We start from the raw sequence: 15,925 nt of genomic DNA, 5'->3' as shown, positions 1-15,925 counted from the left end.
GTACTACTTTTAATGTATTAATTCCTCGTCAACCATCTTCAGCCGTGAAGACCGATAATAGCATAAACACGTTTACAAATTTGCATGACATGCAGATCGTTAACTCAACTACTTCAAATCTTATTAATAATAGTATTGATTCTTCTTATTTGCTTTCTGATATTGTTAATCTAGAACTATTAAATAGTGTTCAACCTACCAATGCTATAATATCTGAAACTCCGAGTATTGTTGTTGTTGAAGATCATGCTGATTTACGTCAATTTATCGCGCAATCGTTGTCTTCTGAATATCGTGTATATAGTGCCGCTGATGGTAAAGAAGGTTTAGAATTAGTTAAACGCATACATCCGGTATTAGTATTAACCGATGTTATGATGCCAAATATGGATGGTCATGCTTTATGCCGCGCTATAAAAACAGATGCTAAGCTTTCGGCGACTTCGGTGGTTTTACTCACGGCTTATGCCGGTAGCGATGCCGCTGTAGCTGGTCTAGATGCTGGAGCTGATGATTATCTAACCAAACCATTTGATATTCTTGAAGTACGTGCTCGTGTGCAAGCACACTTACGTGCCCGTACTTTACAACATCAAGTGAATGAACGAGATAACCGACTGCTTGCAATTGGCAATATGACTGCTGCAATAGCTCATGACCTAAAAAACCCATTAACTACTATTTCAATGATTATTGATGTCGCCATGCATCGTGCGAAAAACGGTATGGATGTAAATTCAGTACTTGGTGATTTACCAACTTTAGCCAATGAAACTGAGCGGCTGCGCCGCATGGTTATCGAGCTACTCGATTTTGCTAAAGTTGGCACAATCGAAATCAGTCGTAAGCCTACAGCAATCAGAGAATTTCTTGAAGATGTGATGAAACATCCACGCAAAATGCTCGATGCTGCAGGAATTAATTTAATCATGGATCTTGATGGTGTAAAAAATATGCAGGCACCAATTGACGCTGCTCGTATCCATCGAGTTATCGAAAATATTGTGGCTAATGCTAAAGAAGCTGTGGCTAATACTACAAATTCTCAAATAAGCCCCTGTGTGTGGATGCGTGCAACTGTTGACGAGAATCACATTGTAATTCGTATTGCCGATAATGGTCCGGGAATATCAAAAGAAACACAAGATAATCTTTTCAAACCATTTGCATCCGCCAATAAAGCCAACGGCGTAGGGCTAGGCTTAGTTATGGCTCGAACATTAGTCCGCGCCCATGATGGTGAAGTTGATGTTGATCCACATGCTCCAGAAGGTGGCGCCGCCTTTTCTCTTAGGCTACCATGTTCAAACACTAATTGATTTGCAGCAATTAAATCTAAATCAGGGGGTGTCCCTAATATACTAACACCCGCATGAAGAGCTACATCCACTACAAGAGTTATTAATGTTAGGATTATTGAATTTAAAACCCGAACCATGTGGTCCTTTTGCATAATCAATAACGGTACCAGCCAAATGCCCTGCACTAAACGGGTCAATGACTACTTTTACACCATAATATTCACTAACAAAGTCTTCAGCCGTAGGTTCTTTGACAAAATCAAGTAAATATTGCAGCCCTGAACAACCACCACCAATAACCCCAACGCGCAAAGCAAAAACATCTAAACCTTCTTCAACGGCAGCTTTTTTAACCATTTCTGCAGCCTTAGGTGTCAATTCAATTTTTGGTGGTTGGGGATCGTTTAAAGCCGCTGTTGTTTGCTGTGACATAGTTTAAAACCTCAATAAAGTGTTCAATTTTAACTAAAGCTAAACCGAAACCCATTAATTTATTAGTCTTTTGTAAGACTAATAAATAACCTAGGTTCACAGCCTGCTGCTATAGCAATATATCTTATTTTACAATAAGTACTTAGTATGCAATTCGCGAGAAAAAAATGAAAAAAATAGTGAACATTAGCTAGCGCAATAGCGATAATACGCATAATTATTTTTTTATTGCCCTTGACAAGTGGCGTTAACCAATTTTAAGGGCAATCTTTTTTGGGGGGAGAACATGTCTGCTTTTAATTTTTTTCGGCATTTATATTTTTCTTTTGCACTCTTAAGTGTGGCTTGTGGGCAACCGCCTACGCCAATAGTAATTGGTGCTAAATGCAATGCGGTCGTCGGTGATTTAATTATCAGCGAATTAATGCCTGCGCCTGCTGGCGAGCAAGCAATAGAATGGATCGAATTATTTAATCCGACGGATCATGATGTAGTTTTAGACCGTATTATCGTTAGCGTTGAAAATAACTCAAAACAACAACATGAGATTCGTGGCGCGGGCGTACTAGCGCCTCATGCTTATTTTGTAATTGGCGATGGCAGCTCAAATTCTAATTATATTGATTATAATTTTGGTACGAATCTTACCCTTAATAATGATTATGCGACTATCAGCTTAGAATGTAACCATGAACTTATTGATACTATTAGCTATGGAACAACAGCCGGATCTAATATAATGCCTGCGGTTATTCCTGGTTATAGTATTAGCTTTGAAGGTGGATTAATACCTGATCATAATCTAAATGACCTACAAATAGCTTGGTGTACTGGTAAAAATTTTTATGATCCAGATAATCACGGTACACCGAAAGCCCCAAATGACCTCTGCGGAACCTTAGCATGCAAAGATGGTGAAAATATTAGAACAGTGAATTCACCCGACGAAAGTGACCTAATCATTAGTGAGATATTTGCGAAATCATCCCTTGTGAGCATTGAACATGGTGGACGTGATTGGATTGAATTATGGTCTAATAGCAATACGGCCATTGATCTTAATGGATTAATTTTAAATATCTCACCAATTGATTCGGATAATATCACCTCTTACATCATTTCTAATGAAAAATGTATAACCATACTTCCTCAAGAGTTTGCCGTAATAGGTGCTGCAGATACTCCTGAACTAACGGGGGCAGTATACGCACATGCAGTTATCGATAATTTATCAATACCAAACAGTATGGCCATTAATATTGAATTAGCCAATGCAAACAGCATTATTATTGATCATGCTGTTGCACCAACACCTAGCTCCGGTAAATCTGCAAGCTTATGGCCAAATATTATGAATATAGACGCTAACGATACTCCAGAAGCTTTCTGTTATTCTGAAGCTACGGGTTTATTTGATGAAAATGGTACACCAGGCAAACCCAACTTATGTGGTTCATTATGTATGGATCATGGCATGCAACGCCAAGTAAAAACAGTTAAATTGGGTGATATCGTATTAAACGAAATTTTTGCTGACCCCGCTGGGGCTGACCTCGGACGTGATTGGATCGAATTGTATGCTAAAGCAGCTATCGATCTTAATGGTGTCGCCCTAACCTATATTTCTCCTACTGGCAGCTCAAAAACCTGGACGCTCGCTTCATCTTCGATAAGTGAATGCATAAAAACAGAGATAAATTCTTATGTAATAATTGGTGGATTTAATGCTGAAACATATGGTTTTGCAGTAGCTGCAACTATTGGTTCGGCTAAGGACACTTTATTACCAATCAATCCTGCAACTACTGAAACGATTAATTTGCAACTAGCATTAGGTGATCAAATAATTGATGAAGTATTTTACCCACAAAAGGATGATCCGCTAACTCCATTACTTGAAGCTCATAGTTACATGCGTGATCCCTTAAACTTACAAAATGAGTCTCTTGATAGTCATTGGTGCGTATCTTCAATTGCTAACGCCGAATATGATGGTATCGTTGGTTCTCCCGGTAGTGCTAATCCTGAATCTTGCACAGTCATGCAAAAATAAAAAAAAGGCCTATTATTATGATAGCATTGCCGCAGTCTATTATGACTGCAGTAGTGGTGATGGCCTCATTGCATACTGATGCCCCCAACTACTGTAGTGAATGTATAAGCGAAAAACATTTTGGTCGCATAGAAACTGGAATGATCTGGCGTCGCGGTACCGACAAAGAACACCACAAAATTAATCAACTAAATGAACGCATTTCACTACCACAAGCCTACCTCGCTGCCCAATGGAATAATCATTTTTTTGATATGGGAGTATTAACCTCATGGCAAGAACATACATATGCACAATGGAATCTGAGTCGAGGGCAATTAGTTACTAAGGGACCACAGAACCAAGCTGGTATAGATGAAATATATTTACGATATAATACGAATAATCTAGATGTAATCTTGGGGAGTTATCATAGTGCGTTTGGTGAAAAACTTACCTTTGCCTCGACTAATAAAAATAGGCGAAATAATTTTTGGCCAAATATTCAAATAGAAACAGATAACTATAATGGTAAAATATACTCTTCAGTGGGCTTGTTTGGTTTGGCTTTAACTATTAACAAAAAAATAACTCAAGAATCAAGGTGGCAAGCTACTATAATTGGATCACGTCGAACTCATGATATCTATCAGTATAATGGTATTTGGTATGCTTACGATGATGATGTAAAACCAACTTGTAATAGTGATGCCGATTGTCGAGCTGAATATACTTGCGATGATATTTTAAAATACTGTCGTTCATCTGCTGTGTTCAATATTGCAAAACCTGCAACTGATAAAGCAACGGGCAAATTAGTATCGAGCTTTCATTATCTAACTATTAATAATGCGTTTCGTGAAACCCTTGTTGCAGGTAATATCGCTTATTATTTTCATGAAGAGAACAATCTTGGTTTTACAATATACCGCAGTAAAACCGATATTTTACTTGCAAGTAAGGCTAACCCATCCTTTGCCCGTAGTTCTCGTTATCCTAATACCTCTAGTTTTGGTGCTATTGGAGTGCATTTAAATATTAACTCATCGTTACTATTATTTAGTTCTGAGTACGCAAATACCGGGGGTAATGGTCATGCTGGATTTGGCCGTCTAATTATTAAACTACCACCGGTAAAACATTTAGAATTTGCTCTGCGTTACTACGATGCCCGTTATGTAAATCCGCACGGGTTTGGTGAAGCTGCCCTCGATCAAGAGCAAGGTTTAACAGCTCGCAATGAAATGGGTTTACGTAATAATATTCAGTTTTCAATTTTTAAAAAAATAGTATCGAGTACTGATTTAAATTTTTGGCGTCGGACACATAATAACTATTATGATCCCGATGGTAAACAACATTGGATTTGGGTTAAAGGACTTCACGTAAATAGCAGAATACAACAACGTTTTGATTATGATGCCTCTAAATATGAACTTATCTCGATAAAAGCCAAATATGAAAGTAAGAGTGCTGATATTTATGACGAATTAGATAATTCCGCGAAAATCTACGAAAATTCAGCGGAGTCGACAGATAATCAATATAATAGGTACACGTTGACTATTGGTTTAAAGACTAAAAGAATAGCGTATGTTTTGCTAGCAGCAATAGCGAACACGGCAACATATGATAACGAGTTTGCTAACTTTGCAATATATCAACAACAGTATAAGTTAAAAGCCGAATTAAACATACCAACTAATAGTAAAATTGGGTTAGCGTGTTCATTTCGAACCAAATCAATTAAATCAAACAATTGGCTATCGAGTAATGAATACTTGCCAACTTACTCAATTAATGTTTGGTTACATCAGCAAATTTATCAAAAAATACGACTGGTTTTATATTATGGCATTATTAAGTATGCGAATAAGCGCCCAGATCAGTTTTCTTGTTATCATCTTGCTAAAATGCAACTAACCGTTAAGTTTTAGCCCTATCTGCTTGAACATAAAAAAATTTTCGATTAGGTGAGCGAAATACTTGCCAGATATGGTATTATCGTTTACCAACGGGGATATTTTATTCTATCTATCATTGTTGGCTGCAATAATTACATTATCGCTTAACTTAAAGGGTATCCCTAATTTGGAGTCTGCGTGGCAACCTATAAAGCTATACTAAGGTTTTTACAGATACGTTGTCTTTTAGCAGTGCTAATTAACGTCGGTTTATCATCATGCTTAGCATCAAATCCTAATATACTAATCTCATCAACTTCCGCGGCTGCTGCACCGAATGCTAATTTCAACCAAGAGACTAATGCTGCTAACGCAATTGGGGCCAGCAAAACTACATCTGCTGATACTAATATGGACGTTGATTTGCAGGTTAACGATGCAACAGCGGCTAACGAAAATAACGATGACTTTGATTATGATGAAGCTGAGATCGATGAAAATGATAGTGACTCTGACGCCCAATACGATGCTGAAACAGCAATATCAAAAATTCTTGAACAATGCGAAGCTGCTGCAAAGCTGCTTGCTGATGGTGATCAAGAAGGTGCGATTAAACTTATCGATGAAGCCTACTCTTCTTTGTTGCATTTACCTGCAACCGACGAAACAAATGCACAATCAAAACAAGATATTCGTCTTTTAATAGCTGACCTTATTAATAAAACTTATCGCAATCGCACTTTTAAAGTCGATCCAACGAGTTATGCAAAAGCATTGGCCTCATTCGACTTGGGCATGCCGATTTTTGATAACCAATATGTCCAACGCGAAATAAAAAGTTTTCTTACCCAAGAACGTGATCATTTCTTTTTGGGTTATCAACGCTCTGGTCGATATCGACAAATGATTGTTGAAAAACTAAAAAAAGCAGGTTTGCCTACCCAGTTAAGTTGGCTACCCCTAGTTGAAAGTTCGTTTAAAGTTAAGGCTCTTTCGCGCGCAGGTGCCTTTGGTCTGTGGCAATTTATTTCTTCAACAGGTTTACGCTATCATCTCAAACGAAACAACTGGGTAGATGAAAGACTAGATCCAGAAAAAGCAACTGATGCTGCGATAACCTATCTTACTGATCTGCATCTCTACTTTGGCGATTGGCTTAAAGCATTAGCTGCTTACAACTGCGGCGAAGGTGCAATTATGCGAGTGCAACGCCGCTCACCTCAACAATATGTTGACTTCTGGGATATGTATCCATCTTTACCTGCAGAAACTCGCAGATACGTTCCGCGCTTGCTTGCAGTGTTGCATATTATCAATGACCCTGAAAAATTTGGGGTCACCTTACCATCACTTGATTCTACTCTCGGAGAAATTCGCGAGGTAACTATCAATCGCTCGGTCCGCCTTGATGCCTTAGAAGCTGCTATCAATGTACCAAAAAATACCTTATTAGAATTAAACCCACAGCTACGCAGCAACGCTACCCCAAAAGAAGATTTTATACTAAAAATACCTAACTCAAATACTGCAGAACAAATAACCGCCGCAATTGCACAGCTACCAGAATACATACCACCCAAACCAAAATATACCATCCATCGAGTACGCTCTGGAGAAACCCTTTCAAGAATCGCGGTGCGATACCGAGTAAGAGTTTCATCTATAGTACGTGAAAATAATTTACGCAGTACCCGCTTAATTTGGCCTGGGCAACGTTTACGTATTCCATTGCGACGCTGAAACTTATTAGCAAACTGTTGGTATTGCTATACCACGCACTCCTTCACGGTCGCGGTTCTGCTATAACTTTATGTGGTAACCAGCGATAATGACCGGTAATTTCATAAGCAAACAGCATATCTTCAATTTCAGGTCCACGACCAATATTATGAATTATTAACGGATTTCCTGTAGTTTTGCTTTTATCACTACTTACAATACCTATATGCGGCAAATTGCCTGGCAACATCCAAGTTACTAAATCTCCCTCGTGATAATCAACTGCTCGCTGTGATACTGACAATTTCACGCCGACGCGGGTAAAATAAACCTGCAAGTTTGGTACCCGCCGATGATCAATATTATAATCAGGCCCCCTTAACCCCCATAACTGTGGATAAGCTTTAAATGCAAGCTTCATATCTTCATGCACTAAAACTTGCAAATCAATGCCAAGCTCGCGATAAGCGCGAATAATTACATCAGTACAAACACCAATATTCGCAGGGACATCACCACCAGGGTAATCAAGACGCCGATACGAACCATCGTAGCTAACCTTAATTTTGGTTTGCGCCATTGCCGCTGCCACCAATTTGCTAGCAATTACAGCGTCTGACGGTTTTACTTTTGGCAATGCCGCCATAGACAAAAAAAATGCAGCGTAACCTACTGATTTTATTAAATAAACACTCATAATTAACGTATCCGTTCATTAAAAGATAAAAAAATATTTGCCTACTTAGATGCTTGTTCCCACTTTTTCACTCTGTAGCGACAAATGAATTAATAACGGAGGTTATTAATCATGAGAGCGTTATTTTCCATTATTTTAGCATGCTTGCTCGTTACAGCTTGCTCTTGTCTATCAATGCCACCCGAATCATCACCACCAAAAACAGGTGATAATACCACTGATTCTACTTCTAATGACTCTTTGCAACCTCAAGACGTGCAATTAAATAATCGCTATGCACAACCGCCACCAATTTCTAATAATTCAGCCACAAATAGCAACAGTGGTTGGCAAGAATCTCAGACGGTTGGTCAGTATGATTCTGAGAAAGGCGCTGACTCTAACTATAATACATCTGAAAATAAACGCTTTGCCGGTCAAGGTTCATCCAATACAAAGACTGAAGTACTAGATGATATCGCACCTGCTGTCCCATCAACTAAAAAAGACGAATCCTCGCAGGCTCCATCCATGTCAGCGGGAGAAGCTCTAGCTCTCGGTCAAAAATCTATCGGAAGCTTAGATGCAAAACCACGTGCAAAGTTATCAAGACCACCTGTTCAACCTCAAGAGCGACCCGGACTAGGAACATCTTGGGGTGAAAACCATTACTCTGCGGTAAGTGAAGTAGCTTTTGTACGTGATAGTAGTCGACCAAATTATAATGCCACTATATATTACAATGATGTACAAGGTGCATCAGCTTCAACAGGTTATAATACAAGCAGATATTCTACTAGTGCTCAAGTTGGCCTTGGTTTGGCATTAACAATTTCACTACGCGATGAGTATGGTAATACTTTATCAGCATATCGAGGTAGAGGTCGTACGGTTGCCATAGGGCACCACGGACAGCGCTATGTTATCGTAGTGCAAAACAATACCAACGAACGCTTTGAAGTTGTAGTTAGCGTTGATGGCCTTGACGTTATTGACGGACGCGCTGCAGGCTATAACAAGCGCGGCTATTTAGTCGAAGGTTATGGCACTGTCGAAATAGAAGGTTTTCGCCGCAGTGATGATACCGTCGCCGCTTTTCGTTTTGGCTCGGTTAGTAACTCATATGCTGCCCAAACTGGTTCAGCTCGTAACGTTGGCATTATTGGAGCGGTAGCATTTGGTGAGTACGGCTATATGGCGCGTCTTCGTGCTTATCAAGATCGTATGCGAGCTTGGAGCTGGCAAAACAATGAAGTGAATCGCCGCATGAACGCTGACCCTTTCCCCAATAAATACGCCACCCCGCCGTTGCATTTGGCTTATTGATAAAAAAATAACAACTATAATAGAATAGAATATTCTTACTATATTATTTGCTCACGCTTTTAGTTGGCATAGCAGCAATAAGTAATTATGCGATTTTGGCAACACCAAGACAAATGAAACCCATCAATCTCTCTTTATATTCTGCTATTCGAGCATTTGAGTACGATAGCTTATCTTGCCGTCAGTATAATCGTAAATCCTAATTGACGGTTGATGCCCCAAAGCTGCTGCAGGGGCAATAAATATGGGTACACTCCCACGCCAGTGCAACTCATCACGATGAAAGTGGCCGGTAATTTCTGCAATCACATTATAACTATTTAATAACGAAGACCATTTGCTTATTTTGTAAGTTGCCCAAGAAGGCGGATAAAATTTATTTTTATAAAAATTAGTTACCTCAGGTTTATGATGAAAAACTATTATTGGTTTATTTTCAGTATTTTTTAGTTGCTCGGTAACCCAATTAATTGGCTCATAGTGTAATGAAGGAACCGGTGCATCAAAAAACAATAAAAACACCACCCCGTGATACTCAACGTTTGTAGCTAGTTCATTAAAAGCTGCTAAATACTTTTTCGCATCAACAGGTAGCTTGGTAATGTCATGATTGCCCGCTAATACATGCCAAGGAGCCTTTAACTTATTAAAAATATTTTTTGCAATATCCCATCCTATGTCTGCATTAACTACAATATCTCCGGTTATAATTACACAATCTATTGGTATACTTAATCTATTAATAGCCTGTACAATTTGCTCTCCGCGTTCGCGACTTTTAGCACTCGAAAAAAAATGCGTGTCACTGATTTGCACAAAAGTTACTTGATGTTTATGAGGCTCTGCTAAATCATTTTTAGTTCCTGCGATTGCTTTAAATTGCCACAGAAAAGCCAAAAGCGGCAGTAACATTCTTAAATAGATCATATTTATCACCAAGTTTAAAAACAATAGTTACTGATAATGTAATAATGCGATAGCCATCACACTAAAGTCACCATTTCTGTTACTTGCTAAATTAATTTATAAATATATTTTGTTAGGTATTAGCCAATTATTGCAAATTCCGTGTATGTATCTAGTGCAGGTACATTACAAGCTCAACGAGGTGGGCTTGATGCTATTCAAGGTCACTCTGGTGGCGGCTGAGAGGCCACTCTGTATCGTTGTAAACGATTATGCAATCCCTCATCAATAATAAGCGCTAATAACCCAGCACTAGCATTCATTAATACATCGCGAATATCATAAACACGGCTAGGCACAAAATACTGTACTACTTCATCTATTAAACCTATTATTGCCGTAGCAACAATAGCTAAAGTATATTGCCAATAAATGCTGCAATGCCGCGCTAAAGCACTACGAAGCAACCACGCCAAAAGTCCATATTCTAAAAAATGAAGACGTTCTTCAGGCAGAGAAAAGCTTGATAACAAGACTGCGTAAGCCGTGGCAAAAAGCGTTAGGAAAACTAAGCGTCGCTTGGAGAAGTGAAAATTATTATTTCTGAGAAACTTTAAGAAAAATATAAGCAAAATCACTAAAACAATAACAAAGGCTGAGGTTACAGAAATGGTTAACAAATTTTGTTGACGTAAATAAGTCACTAATGGACGGCTATAGGGGATCTGCAAAAAAATTACCGTGGTATAAGCAATAAATGCAATCCAGTAGGTTAGCACTCTTTGCTTAAAAAATGGCATAACAGTAACGAACTCCAGCATGTTTTAATGATTTTTAGCAAAAATCCCAAATTACCAACTCAAACAAGTACCAAAAAGTAACTAGGGGGTGTCCCTTACTTATTTAATTTAATTTAATTTAATTTAGAACCTTAACGAATTATGCTTGTATTAACTCGCAAAAACTATATGTCTTAGTAATAATAGCAAGTTGCAGGTTTCTAGCATACAATACTATGCTGTTTTACAATATTGAATCAGATCAAAAAGTTGGCGACGATATTCTTTAGGTTGCAAACCAGATGTTAGACTCGAGAACGTGCGTGGAAAATGAATACTTTTATAGCTTTGCAAAACAAAGTATTAGTATTCTCGAGTGCTATCTTCGCCATGCGGTGGGAGCAATAACATGAACCCCTCAACCGCTTCAGCTAACGAATTTGATGATTATTCTGAAAAATTAAATACAATTGCCGACAAGTCTGAAAGCTTAAATCAGCACCGAGAAATAATTGCCGTGGGAGGCGGCAAAGGTGGTATTGGCAAGTCTTTATTATCAGCTAATCTTGGTGTGCATTTAGCCCAAATAGGCCGTCGTGTTGTATTAGTGGATGCTGATCTTGGCGGCGCCAACTTGCATACTTGTTTAGGAATACCTGCCCCTCAAAAAACACTTTCAGAATTTATTGAGCGCAAAGTCTCCTCACTGCAAGATGTTATCACCCCTTCTTCAATCAATGGGCTCGGTCTTATTAGTGGAGCTCTTGATTTTCTTGCTGCCGCCAATCCCAAATACACCCAAAAACTAAGGCTATTGCGCGAAATTTCACGTCTTGATGTTGATTGCGTAATTATCGACTTAGGCGGTGGTACTGGCTTTAATATTCTCGACTTCTTTCTAATAGCCGATCACGGTATCCTTACGGTAGTTCCTGAGCCTACTTCAATTGAAAATGCTTATCGTTTTATTAAGGCAGCTTATTATCGCAGAATAAAAACTATTGAAATGACCTGGAACTTAAAGCCGCTAATTGAAGAGGCAATTGGCGATAAAGGTGGTCTGGGTTTAAGAACACCTGTTGATTTGGTTGGTTATGTTGAAAGTCGTGATCCTCAAGGAGGGCAACGCCTAAGGCAAGAATTAGAGCGTTTTCCTCTTAAATTAGTAGTAAACCAAGCGCGATCTGATGAAGAAAGCAAACTAGGTTTTGCTATAAGCGATGCTTGCCGAAAATATTTTGGTATTCCAATGCAATATTTAGGTTCAATTCCATATGATGATGCGGTCTGGCGTTCAGTTCGGCGAAGACGGCCAGTGATGATTGATAGCCCTGATGCAAAAGCTTGCCATGGCATACGAAATATAGCAAGAGCCCTGGGAATTGGGGAGTTGCAGTGAGTGCACACTCTTTAGAAAATTCTTATTACAATGTTCTTGAAGTTGGAATGAGTGCTTCATCTCAAGAAATCGAAGATTCATATCATCGGATTATTTCTTATCTCGACCCTAATGCCCTAGCAGTTTACTCTTTATTATCTAATGATGAAATTTCAGAGAAACGTGCACAGTTAGATGAGGCATACCACACGCTTACTGATCCAGAACTTAGAGCTGCTTACGACAAATCGCGTGAAGTGTCAGAGGAGTATCCACATGTTTTAGTGCCAGCCACTAAGTCAGATAGCACTATGTCTGTAGGTATGGTGCAAAACCGTGAAGTTGAACCGTCGCCTCTGATTAACATTGAAACTATTTTTAATAAAGGCAGTCAAGAATATGAATCAAAAAGCACACCACCTAATAAAACTGGCAGGGAAACGACTAAATTTTATGAGACTGCTGCTACAAAAAGCATCAAAAATAAGGTTAGACAGCCTATAGAAAGTATCAAAGCAGGATCAAAGAGGAAAAAAGAGGAAATCCCAGAAAATAATACGAAAGAAGCTAAGCATGAAGGTAATCGCCGACTTTACCCGAGCTTAGATATTGAAATAACCGCTGATACAGAATTTAGTGGTTCACTACTTCGTCGATTACGTGAAAGTTGTAATGCTAGCATAGATGATATTGCACAAATCACCAAAATTCGTAAACATTATATAGAAGCAATTGAAGAGCATGCATTTGATTCATTGCCTGCATCAGTTTATGTTCGTGGTTTTGTTTCAGAGTATGCTCGAATTCTTGGGTTAGATATGCAGCGTGTAGCAAAAAGTTATATGACTCTCTATCGTCGCTATTACGGAGAAGGCACTTAAGTGCGATTGACCTGCCTCAAGTGTGGGCATCAAATCGAGCTGGAAAGTTCGCCAGCTGAAATTACCGTGGACTGCCCTTGTGGTCAGCAACACGTCTTTCCATCCGTGCATAATACCGGCATTCTGCCAAACTACCGCGCCGCGGAGCGTTCACGATTGCGAGCATTTCGAGCTGCTGGTTTAGTAAAAAACATTGGCGGTATCGCATTAACCATGTCGCTTATTGCGATCCCATTTTATCCTCTGGGGCTAATTGGCGCTTTATTAGGTCTTTATGTACTCATTCGTTTGCGAGGCCCGGTGGCACGCTATAGCGGGCGTACTGCCGCAATAATCGCAATAATTCTCGGCATTGCTGTATTTATTGTCGGCTTAACTTTTACTGAACGCTATTTTGAAACAAAAAAATATCAACGTGCCAACGCAATGCAGCAAAGCATAATCAAAGATTTACACGATTTACTGCGCAGTCAGCGATTATTTCGTGTAAGCAGCGATACATTTGGTACATTTAAAGAGTTTCGTTTTACTCCAATATATGGTCATTACACCATATATCTCGGACCAGACGATTTTATTAGTGCCTTACGTGAAGGAGAGACAATAATTGATCCGCTACCAGAAGATTCAATGCCTGCAGTGACGGAAGATTCATTTACCGCTGTAGCTGTTGGTAATATTGATAGCGATCCACAATTAGATGTTTGGGAACTTTATGACAACGGTGAGATTATACATTGCGTAAACGATCTGGATGCAAAACCATGACCATAACCTTGACCGCCACTACTACTGAGGCTAGCGTATACAAATGGCAGTTATAGAAGAGCCAGATAAAGCCATGCGACTTGCTCGCGCCATTGCTTCTGATATTTCTTTGTATAACGAAGAAAAAATCAAAGAAGGTATAGAGCAAGACACTTTTTTTGACACGATTGCTGCCGAGATTGAAGAAGGTCGCGAACTCTACAAGAGTCGTCTCTCGCCTGATCTCTACGGTCGCACAAATTTCTACGATCGAGCTATCGTAGACATTATTATCCGCTCAAAAGGGCACCTGAAATCAAAGATTTGGTAAAGTTCTTGGTAAAATTTAGCTAATAAGAATCGCCAAATCATCTCAAGCAATTATAACTTATTATAAGCAATGATATAGCTGCATCATTTGCAAGGACATTAATGTTTTTAAATTCTTTCAAATTATTAGTTTCTGTAAATGAAGCAGGTGAGCGATTAGATCGCTACTTAGCCAAACAAGCAATGGATGTTGATTCGCCGCTTGCGGGGTTTAGTCGCTCGCGTTTGCAAGATCTCATTGATAACGGCAATATTTTAGTTAATAACGTGGTTGCGCGAGCTAGCAAAAAGCTGCATGGCAATGAAAGTATTAATATTCAAATTCCACCCCCTACTGACCCCCATGTTCAACCTGAAGATATTGCTTTAGATATTTTATTTGAAGATCGTGACCTTATAATCATTAACAAGCCCGCGGGCATGGCTGTTCATCCAGGAGCTGGCCAACAGCATGGGACCTTAGTGGCGGGGTTATTAGCACATTGTAAAGACCTATCTGGTATTGGCGGGGTTATACGACCCGGCATTGTGCATCGTCTTGATAAAAATACCAGTGGCGTTTTGGTCGTTGCTAAAAATGATCAAACCCATATTGCTGTAGCAAAACAATTTTCTGCTCGTAGTGTAGAAAAACTTTATATCGCCTTTGTTATTGGTACGCCCCAACCTGTTGTGGCAACTATTCACACTCTTTATGGCCGCCACCCGATTCATCGCCAACGTTTCACCGCAAAAGTAAAAAGTGGCAAAGAAGCGATTACGAGCTATCGCACCGTTGCAAGTCATGGAGGGATTTCACAACTTGCAATTAAACTCGGAACTGGGCGCACTCATCAAATTCGCGTTCATTTGTCCGAGCGTGGTTATCCAATTGTTGGTGATGCAACTTATGGTGGACGCTGCTTTAATAAAGTTGCGATAAAGCTACGTGAGCTTGCAACTCAGCTAGATCGTCATGCTCTGCATGCGGCCATCTTGTCATTTATGCACCCAACCACCGGTAAACAATTGCGTTTTGAGGCTCCCCTACCAGCAGATTTAGTAGCGCTTGTTGAGGCAATGCGTTAACCATTAACCTCACCTATCTACCTATTTTACTTACGTATTGCAATTGGATAGTGAAAAACTCATAAGTCGCGTCTGCAAGTCCTTGCTGGTATCATTAAAAATTACCATATTTAAATTTGAATGTAAGTTTAGTACAGTAGAAAAATATGAGTAAAAATTAAAAAAATCGCGATAAAAATTTATCACCAATTAGTGTTCGCTCAGACATGCTTCACGAACACCTAAATAAAACAAGACGTTATCCTTCACGCCAAGCAAGTAAAAGTACGTGCATAGATTCGCAAACGATGTTAAAGAAAATAGCAACCTGAATCTGAGTGTATACCATGGTACAGATAAAGTACTTTTCAGTTAAAAAGCAACAAGCTACTAACTTACGTAAAAGAAAATACGAACTAGTTAAACGTTTCAAGCTGCCTGAAAACGCCCTTGGCGGTCATTTGTCG

The 15,925-nt window shown here is 39.2% G+C and carries 14 protein-coding genes; 10 read left to right on the top strand and 4 right to left on the bottom strand.

The features are described from left to right. The coding region (locus JW841_00735; protein MBN1959443.1) for a response regulator at positions 1-1,319 on the top strand (1,319 nt) is incomplete at its 5' end. A 42-nt stretch (positions 1,320-1,361) separates the two neighbouring features. On the opposite strand, the gene JW841_00730 is transcribed toward JW841_00735, so the two are convergent. Next, positions 1,362-1,733 carry an iron-sulfur cluster assembly accessory protein gene (locus JW841_00730; protein MBN1959442.1) on the bottom strand — a complete coding sequence of 124 codons (372 nt, stop codon included), beginning with the start codon at positions 1,731-1,733 and terminating at the stop codon, positions 1,362-1,364. Positions 1,734-2,019: 286 nt separating this feature from the next. On the opposite strand from JW841_00730, the gene JW841_00725 reads away from it, so the two are divergent. The 3 genes from JW841_00725 (at position 2,020) to JW841_00715 (ending at position 7,409) form a co-directional block, all read left to right on the top strand. Beyond that, the gene (locus tag JW841_00725) at positions 2,020-3,786 is read left to right on the top strand and encodes a lamin tail domain-containing protein (protein MBN1959441.1); all 1,767 of its coding nucleotides are present in this window, start codon (positions 2,020-2,022) and stop codon (positions 3,784-3,786) included. Between the two features lie 17 nt (positions 3,787-3,803). Beyond that, entirely contained in the window at positions 3,804-5,702 is a 1,899-nt protein-coding gene (locus tag JW841_00720; protein MBN1959440.1) for a hypothetical protein, read from the top strand. A gap of 165 nt (positions 5,703-5,867) precedes the next feature. Further along, positions 5,868-7,409, top strand: coding sequence for a transglycosylase SLT domain-containing protein (locus tag JW841_00715; protein ID MBN1959439.1), 1,542 nt, complete (start codon positions 5,868-5,870; stop codon positions 7,407-7,409). Between the two features lie 43 nt (positions 7,410-7,452). On the opposite strand, the gene JW841_00710 is transcribed toward JW841_00715, so the two are convergent. Then, positions 7,453-8,034: a DUF1287 domain-containing protein gene (locus JW841_00710; GenBank protein ID MBN1959438.1), complete on the bottom strand. Its 582-nt coding sequence runs from the start codon at positions 8,032-8,034 to the stop codon at positions 7,453-7,455. A gap of 225 nt (positions 8,035-8,259) precedes the next feature. Here JW841_00710 and JW841_00705 point away from each other — a divergent pair, with 225 nt between their 5' ends. After that, the gene (locus JW841_00705; protein ID MBN1959437.1) at positions 8,260-9,390 is read left to right on the top strand and encodes a hypothetical protein; all 1,131 of its coding nucleotides are present in this window, start codon (positions 8,260-8,262) and stop codon (positions 9,388-9,390) included. Positions 9,391-9,534: 144 nt separating this feature from the next. On the opposite strand, the gene JW841_00700 is transcribed toward JW841_00705, so the two are convergent. Both JW841_00700 and JW841_00695 read right to left on the bottom strand, forming a co-directional pair. Then, positions 9,535-10,317, bottom strand: a complete 783-nt coding sequence (locus JW841_00700) for a metallophosphoesterase (GenBank protein ID MBN1959436.1) — start codon at positions 10,315-10,317, stop codon at positions 9,535-9,537. Between the two features lie 203 nt (positions 10,318-10,520). Next, on the bottom strand, positions 10,521-11,117 hold the full coding sequence (locus JW841_00695) for a VanZ family protein (protein ID MBN1959435.1): 597 nt from the start codon (positions 11,115-11,117) through the stop codon (positions 10,521-10,523). A gap of 475 nt (positions 11,118-11,592) precedes the next feature. On the opposite strand from JW841_00695, the gene JW841_00690 reads away from it, so the two are divergent. The 5 genes from JW841_00690 to JW841_00670 all read left to right on the top strand — a co-directional run bounded on the left by JW841_00690 (position 11,593) and on the right by JW841_00670 (position 15,479). Next, entirely contained in the window at positions 11,593-12,474 is an 882-nt protein-coding gene (locus JW841_00690) for a P-loop NTPase (GenBank protein MBN1959434.1), read from the top strand. Next, a complete protein-coding gene (locus JW841_00685) occupies positions 12,471-13,334 on the top strand; it encodes a helix-turn-helix domain-containing protein (GenBank protein MBN1959433.1) in 864 nt (287 codons plus the stop codon). Before JW841_00690 ends, JW841_00685 begins: the two co-directional genes overlap by 4 nt. After that, positions 13,335-14,102 carry a hypothetical protein gene (locus JW841_00680; GenBank protein MBN1959432.1) on the top strand — a complete coding sequence of 256 codons (768 nt, stop codon included), beginning with the start codon at positions 13,335-13,337 and terminating at the stop codon, positions 14,100-14,102. 43 nt (positions 14,103-14,145) lie between these two features. Further along, positions 14,146-14,412 carry a hypothetical protein gene (locus JW841_00675; protein ID MBN1959431.1) on the top strand — a complete coding sequence of 89 codons (267 nt, stop codon included), beginning with the start codon at positions 14,146-14,148 and terminating at the stop codon, positions 14,410-14,412. A 101-nt stretch (positions 14,413-14,513) separates the two neighbouring features. Then, positions 14,514-15,479, top strand: a complete 966-nt coding sequence (locus JW841_00670; protein MBN1959430.1) for an RluA family pseudouridine synthase — start codon at positions 14,514-14,516, stop codon at positions 15,477-15,479. Positions 15,480-15,925 lie beyond the last annotated feature (446 nt).

It is taken from the genome of Deltaproteobacteria bacterium (genome assembly GCA_016931625.1).
Taxonomy (GTDB): domain Bacteria; phylum Myxococcota; class XYA12-FULL-58-9; order XYA12-FULL-58-9; family JAFGEK01; genus JAFGEK01.
Note: the sequence above shows the minus strand (reverse complement) of the source record. Positions and strands in the feature narration are given on the sequence as shown.

Bases quoted from the DNA above. Each gene is read 5' to 3' on its own strand.
- JW841_00695 (MBN1959435.1), bottom strand. From the start codon at position 11,117: ATGCTGGAGTTCGTTACTGTTATGCCATTTTTTAAGCAAAGAGTGCTA.
- JW841_00675 (MBN1959431.1), top strand. From the start codon at position 14,146: ATGGCAGTTATAGAAGAGCCAGATAAAGCCATGCGACTTGCTCGCGCC.
- JW841_00700 (MBN1959436.1), bottom strand. From the start codon at position 10,317: ATGATCTATTTAAGAATGTTACTGCCGCTTTTGGCTTTTCTGTGGCAA.
- JW841_00725 (MBN1959441.1), top strand. From the start codon at position 2,020: ATGTCTGCTTTTAATTTTTTTCGGCATTTATATTTTTCTTTTGCACTC.
- JW841_00720 (MBN1959440.1), top strand. From the start codon at position 3,804: ATGATAGCATTGCCGCAGTCTATTATGACTGCAGTAGTGGTGATGGCC.
- JW841_00730 (MBN1959442.1), bottom strand. From the start codon at position 1,733: ATGTCACAGCAAACAACAGCGGCTTTAAACGATCCCCAACCACCAAAA.
- JW841_00705 (MBN1959437.1), top strand. From the start codon at position 8,260: ATGCCACCCGAATCATCACCACCAAAAACAGGTGATAATACCACTGAT.
- JW841_00670 (MBN1959430.1), top strand. From the start codon at position 14,514: ATGTTTTTAAATTCTTTCAAATTATTAGTTTCTGTAAATGAAGCAGGT.
- JW841_00710 (MBN1959438.1), bottom strand. From the start codon at position 8,034: ATGGCGGCATTGCCAAAAGTAAAACCGTCAGACGCTGTAATTGCTAGC.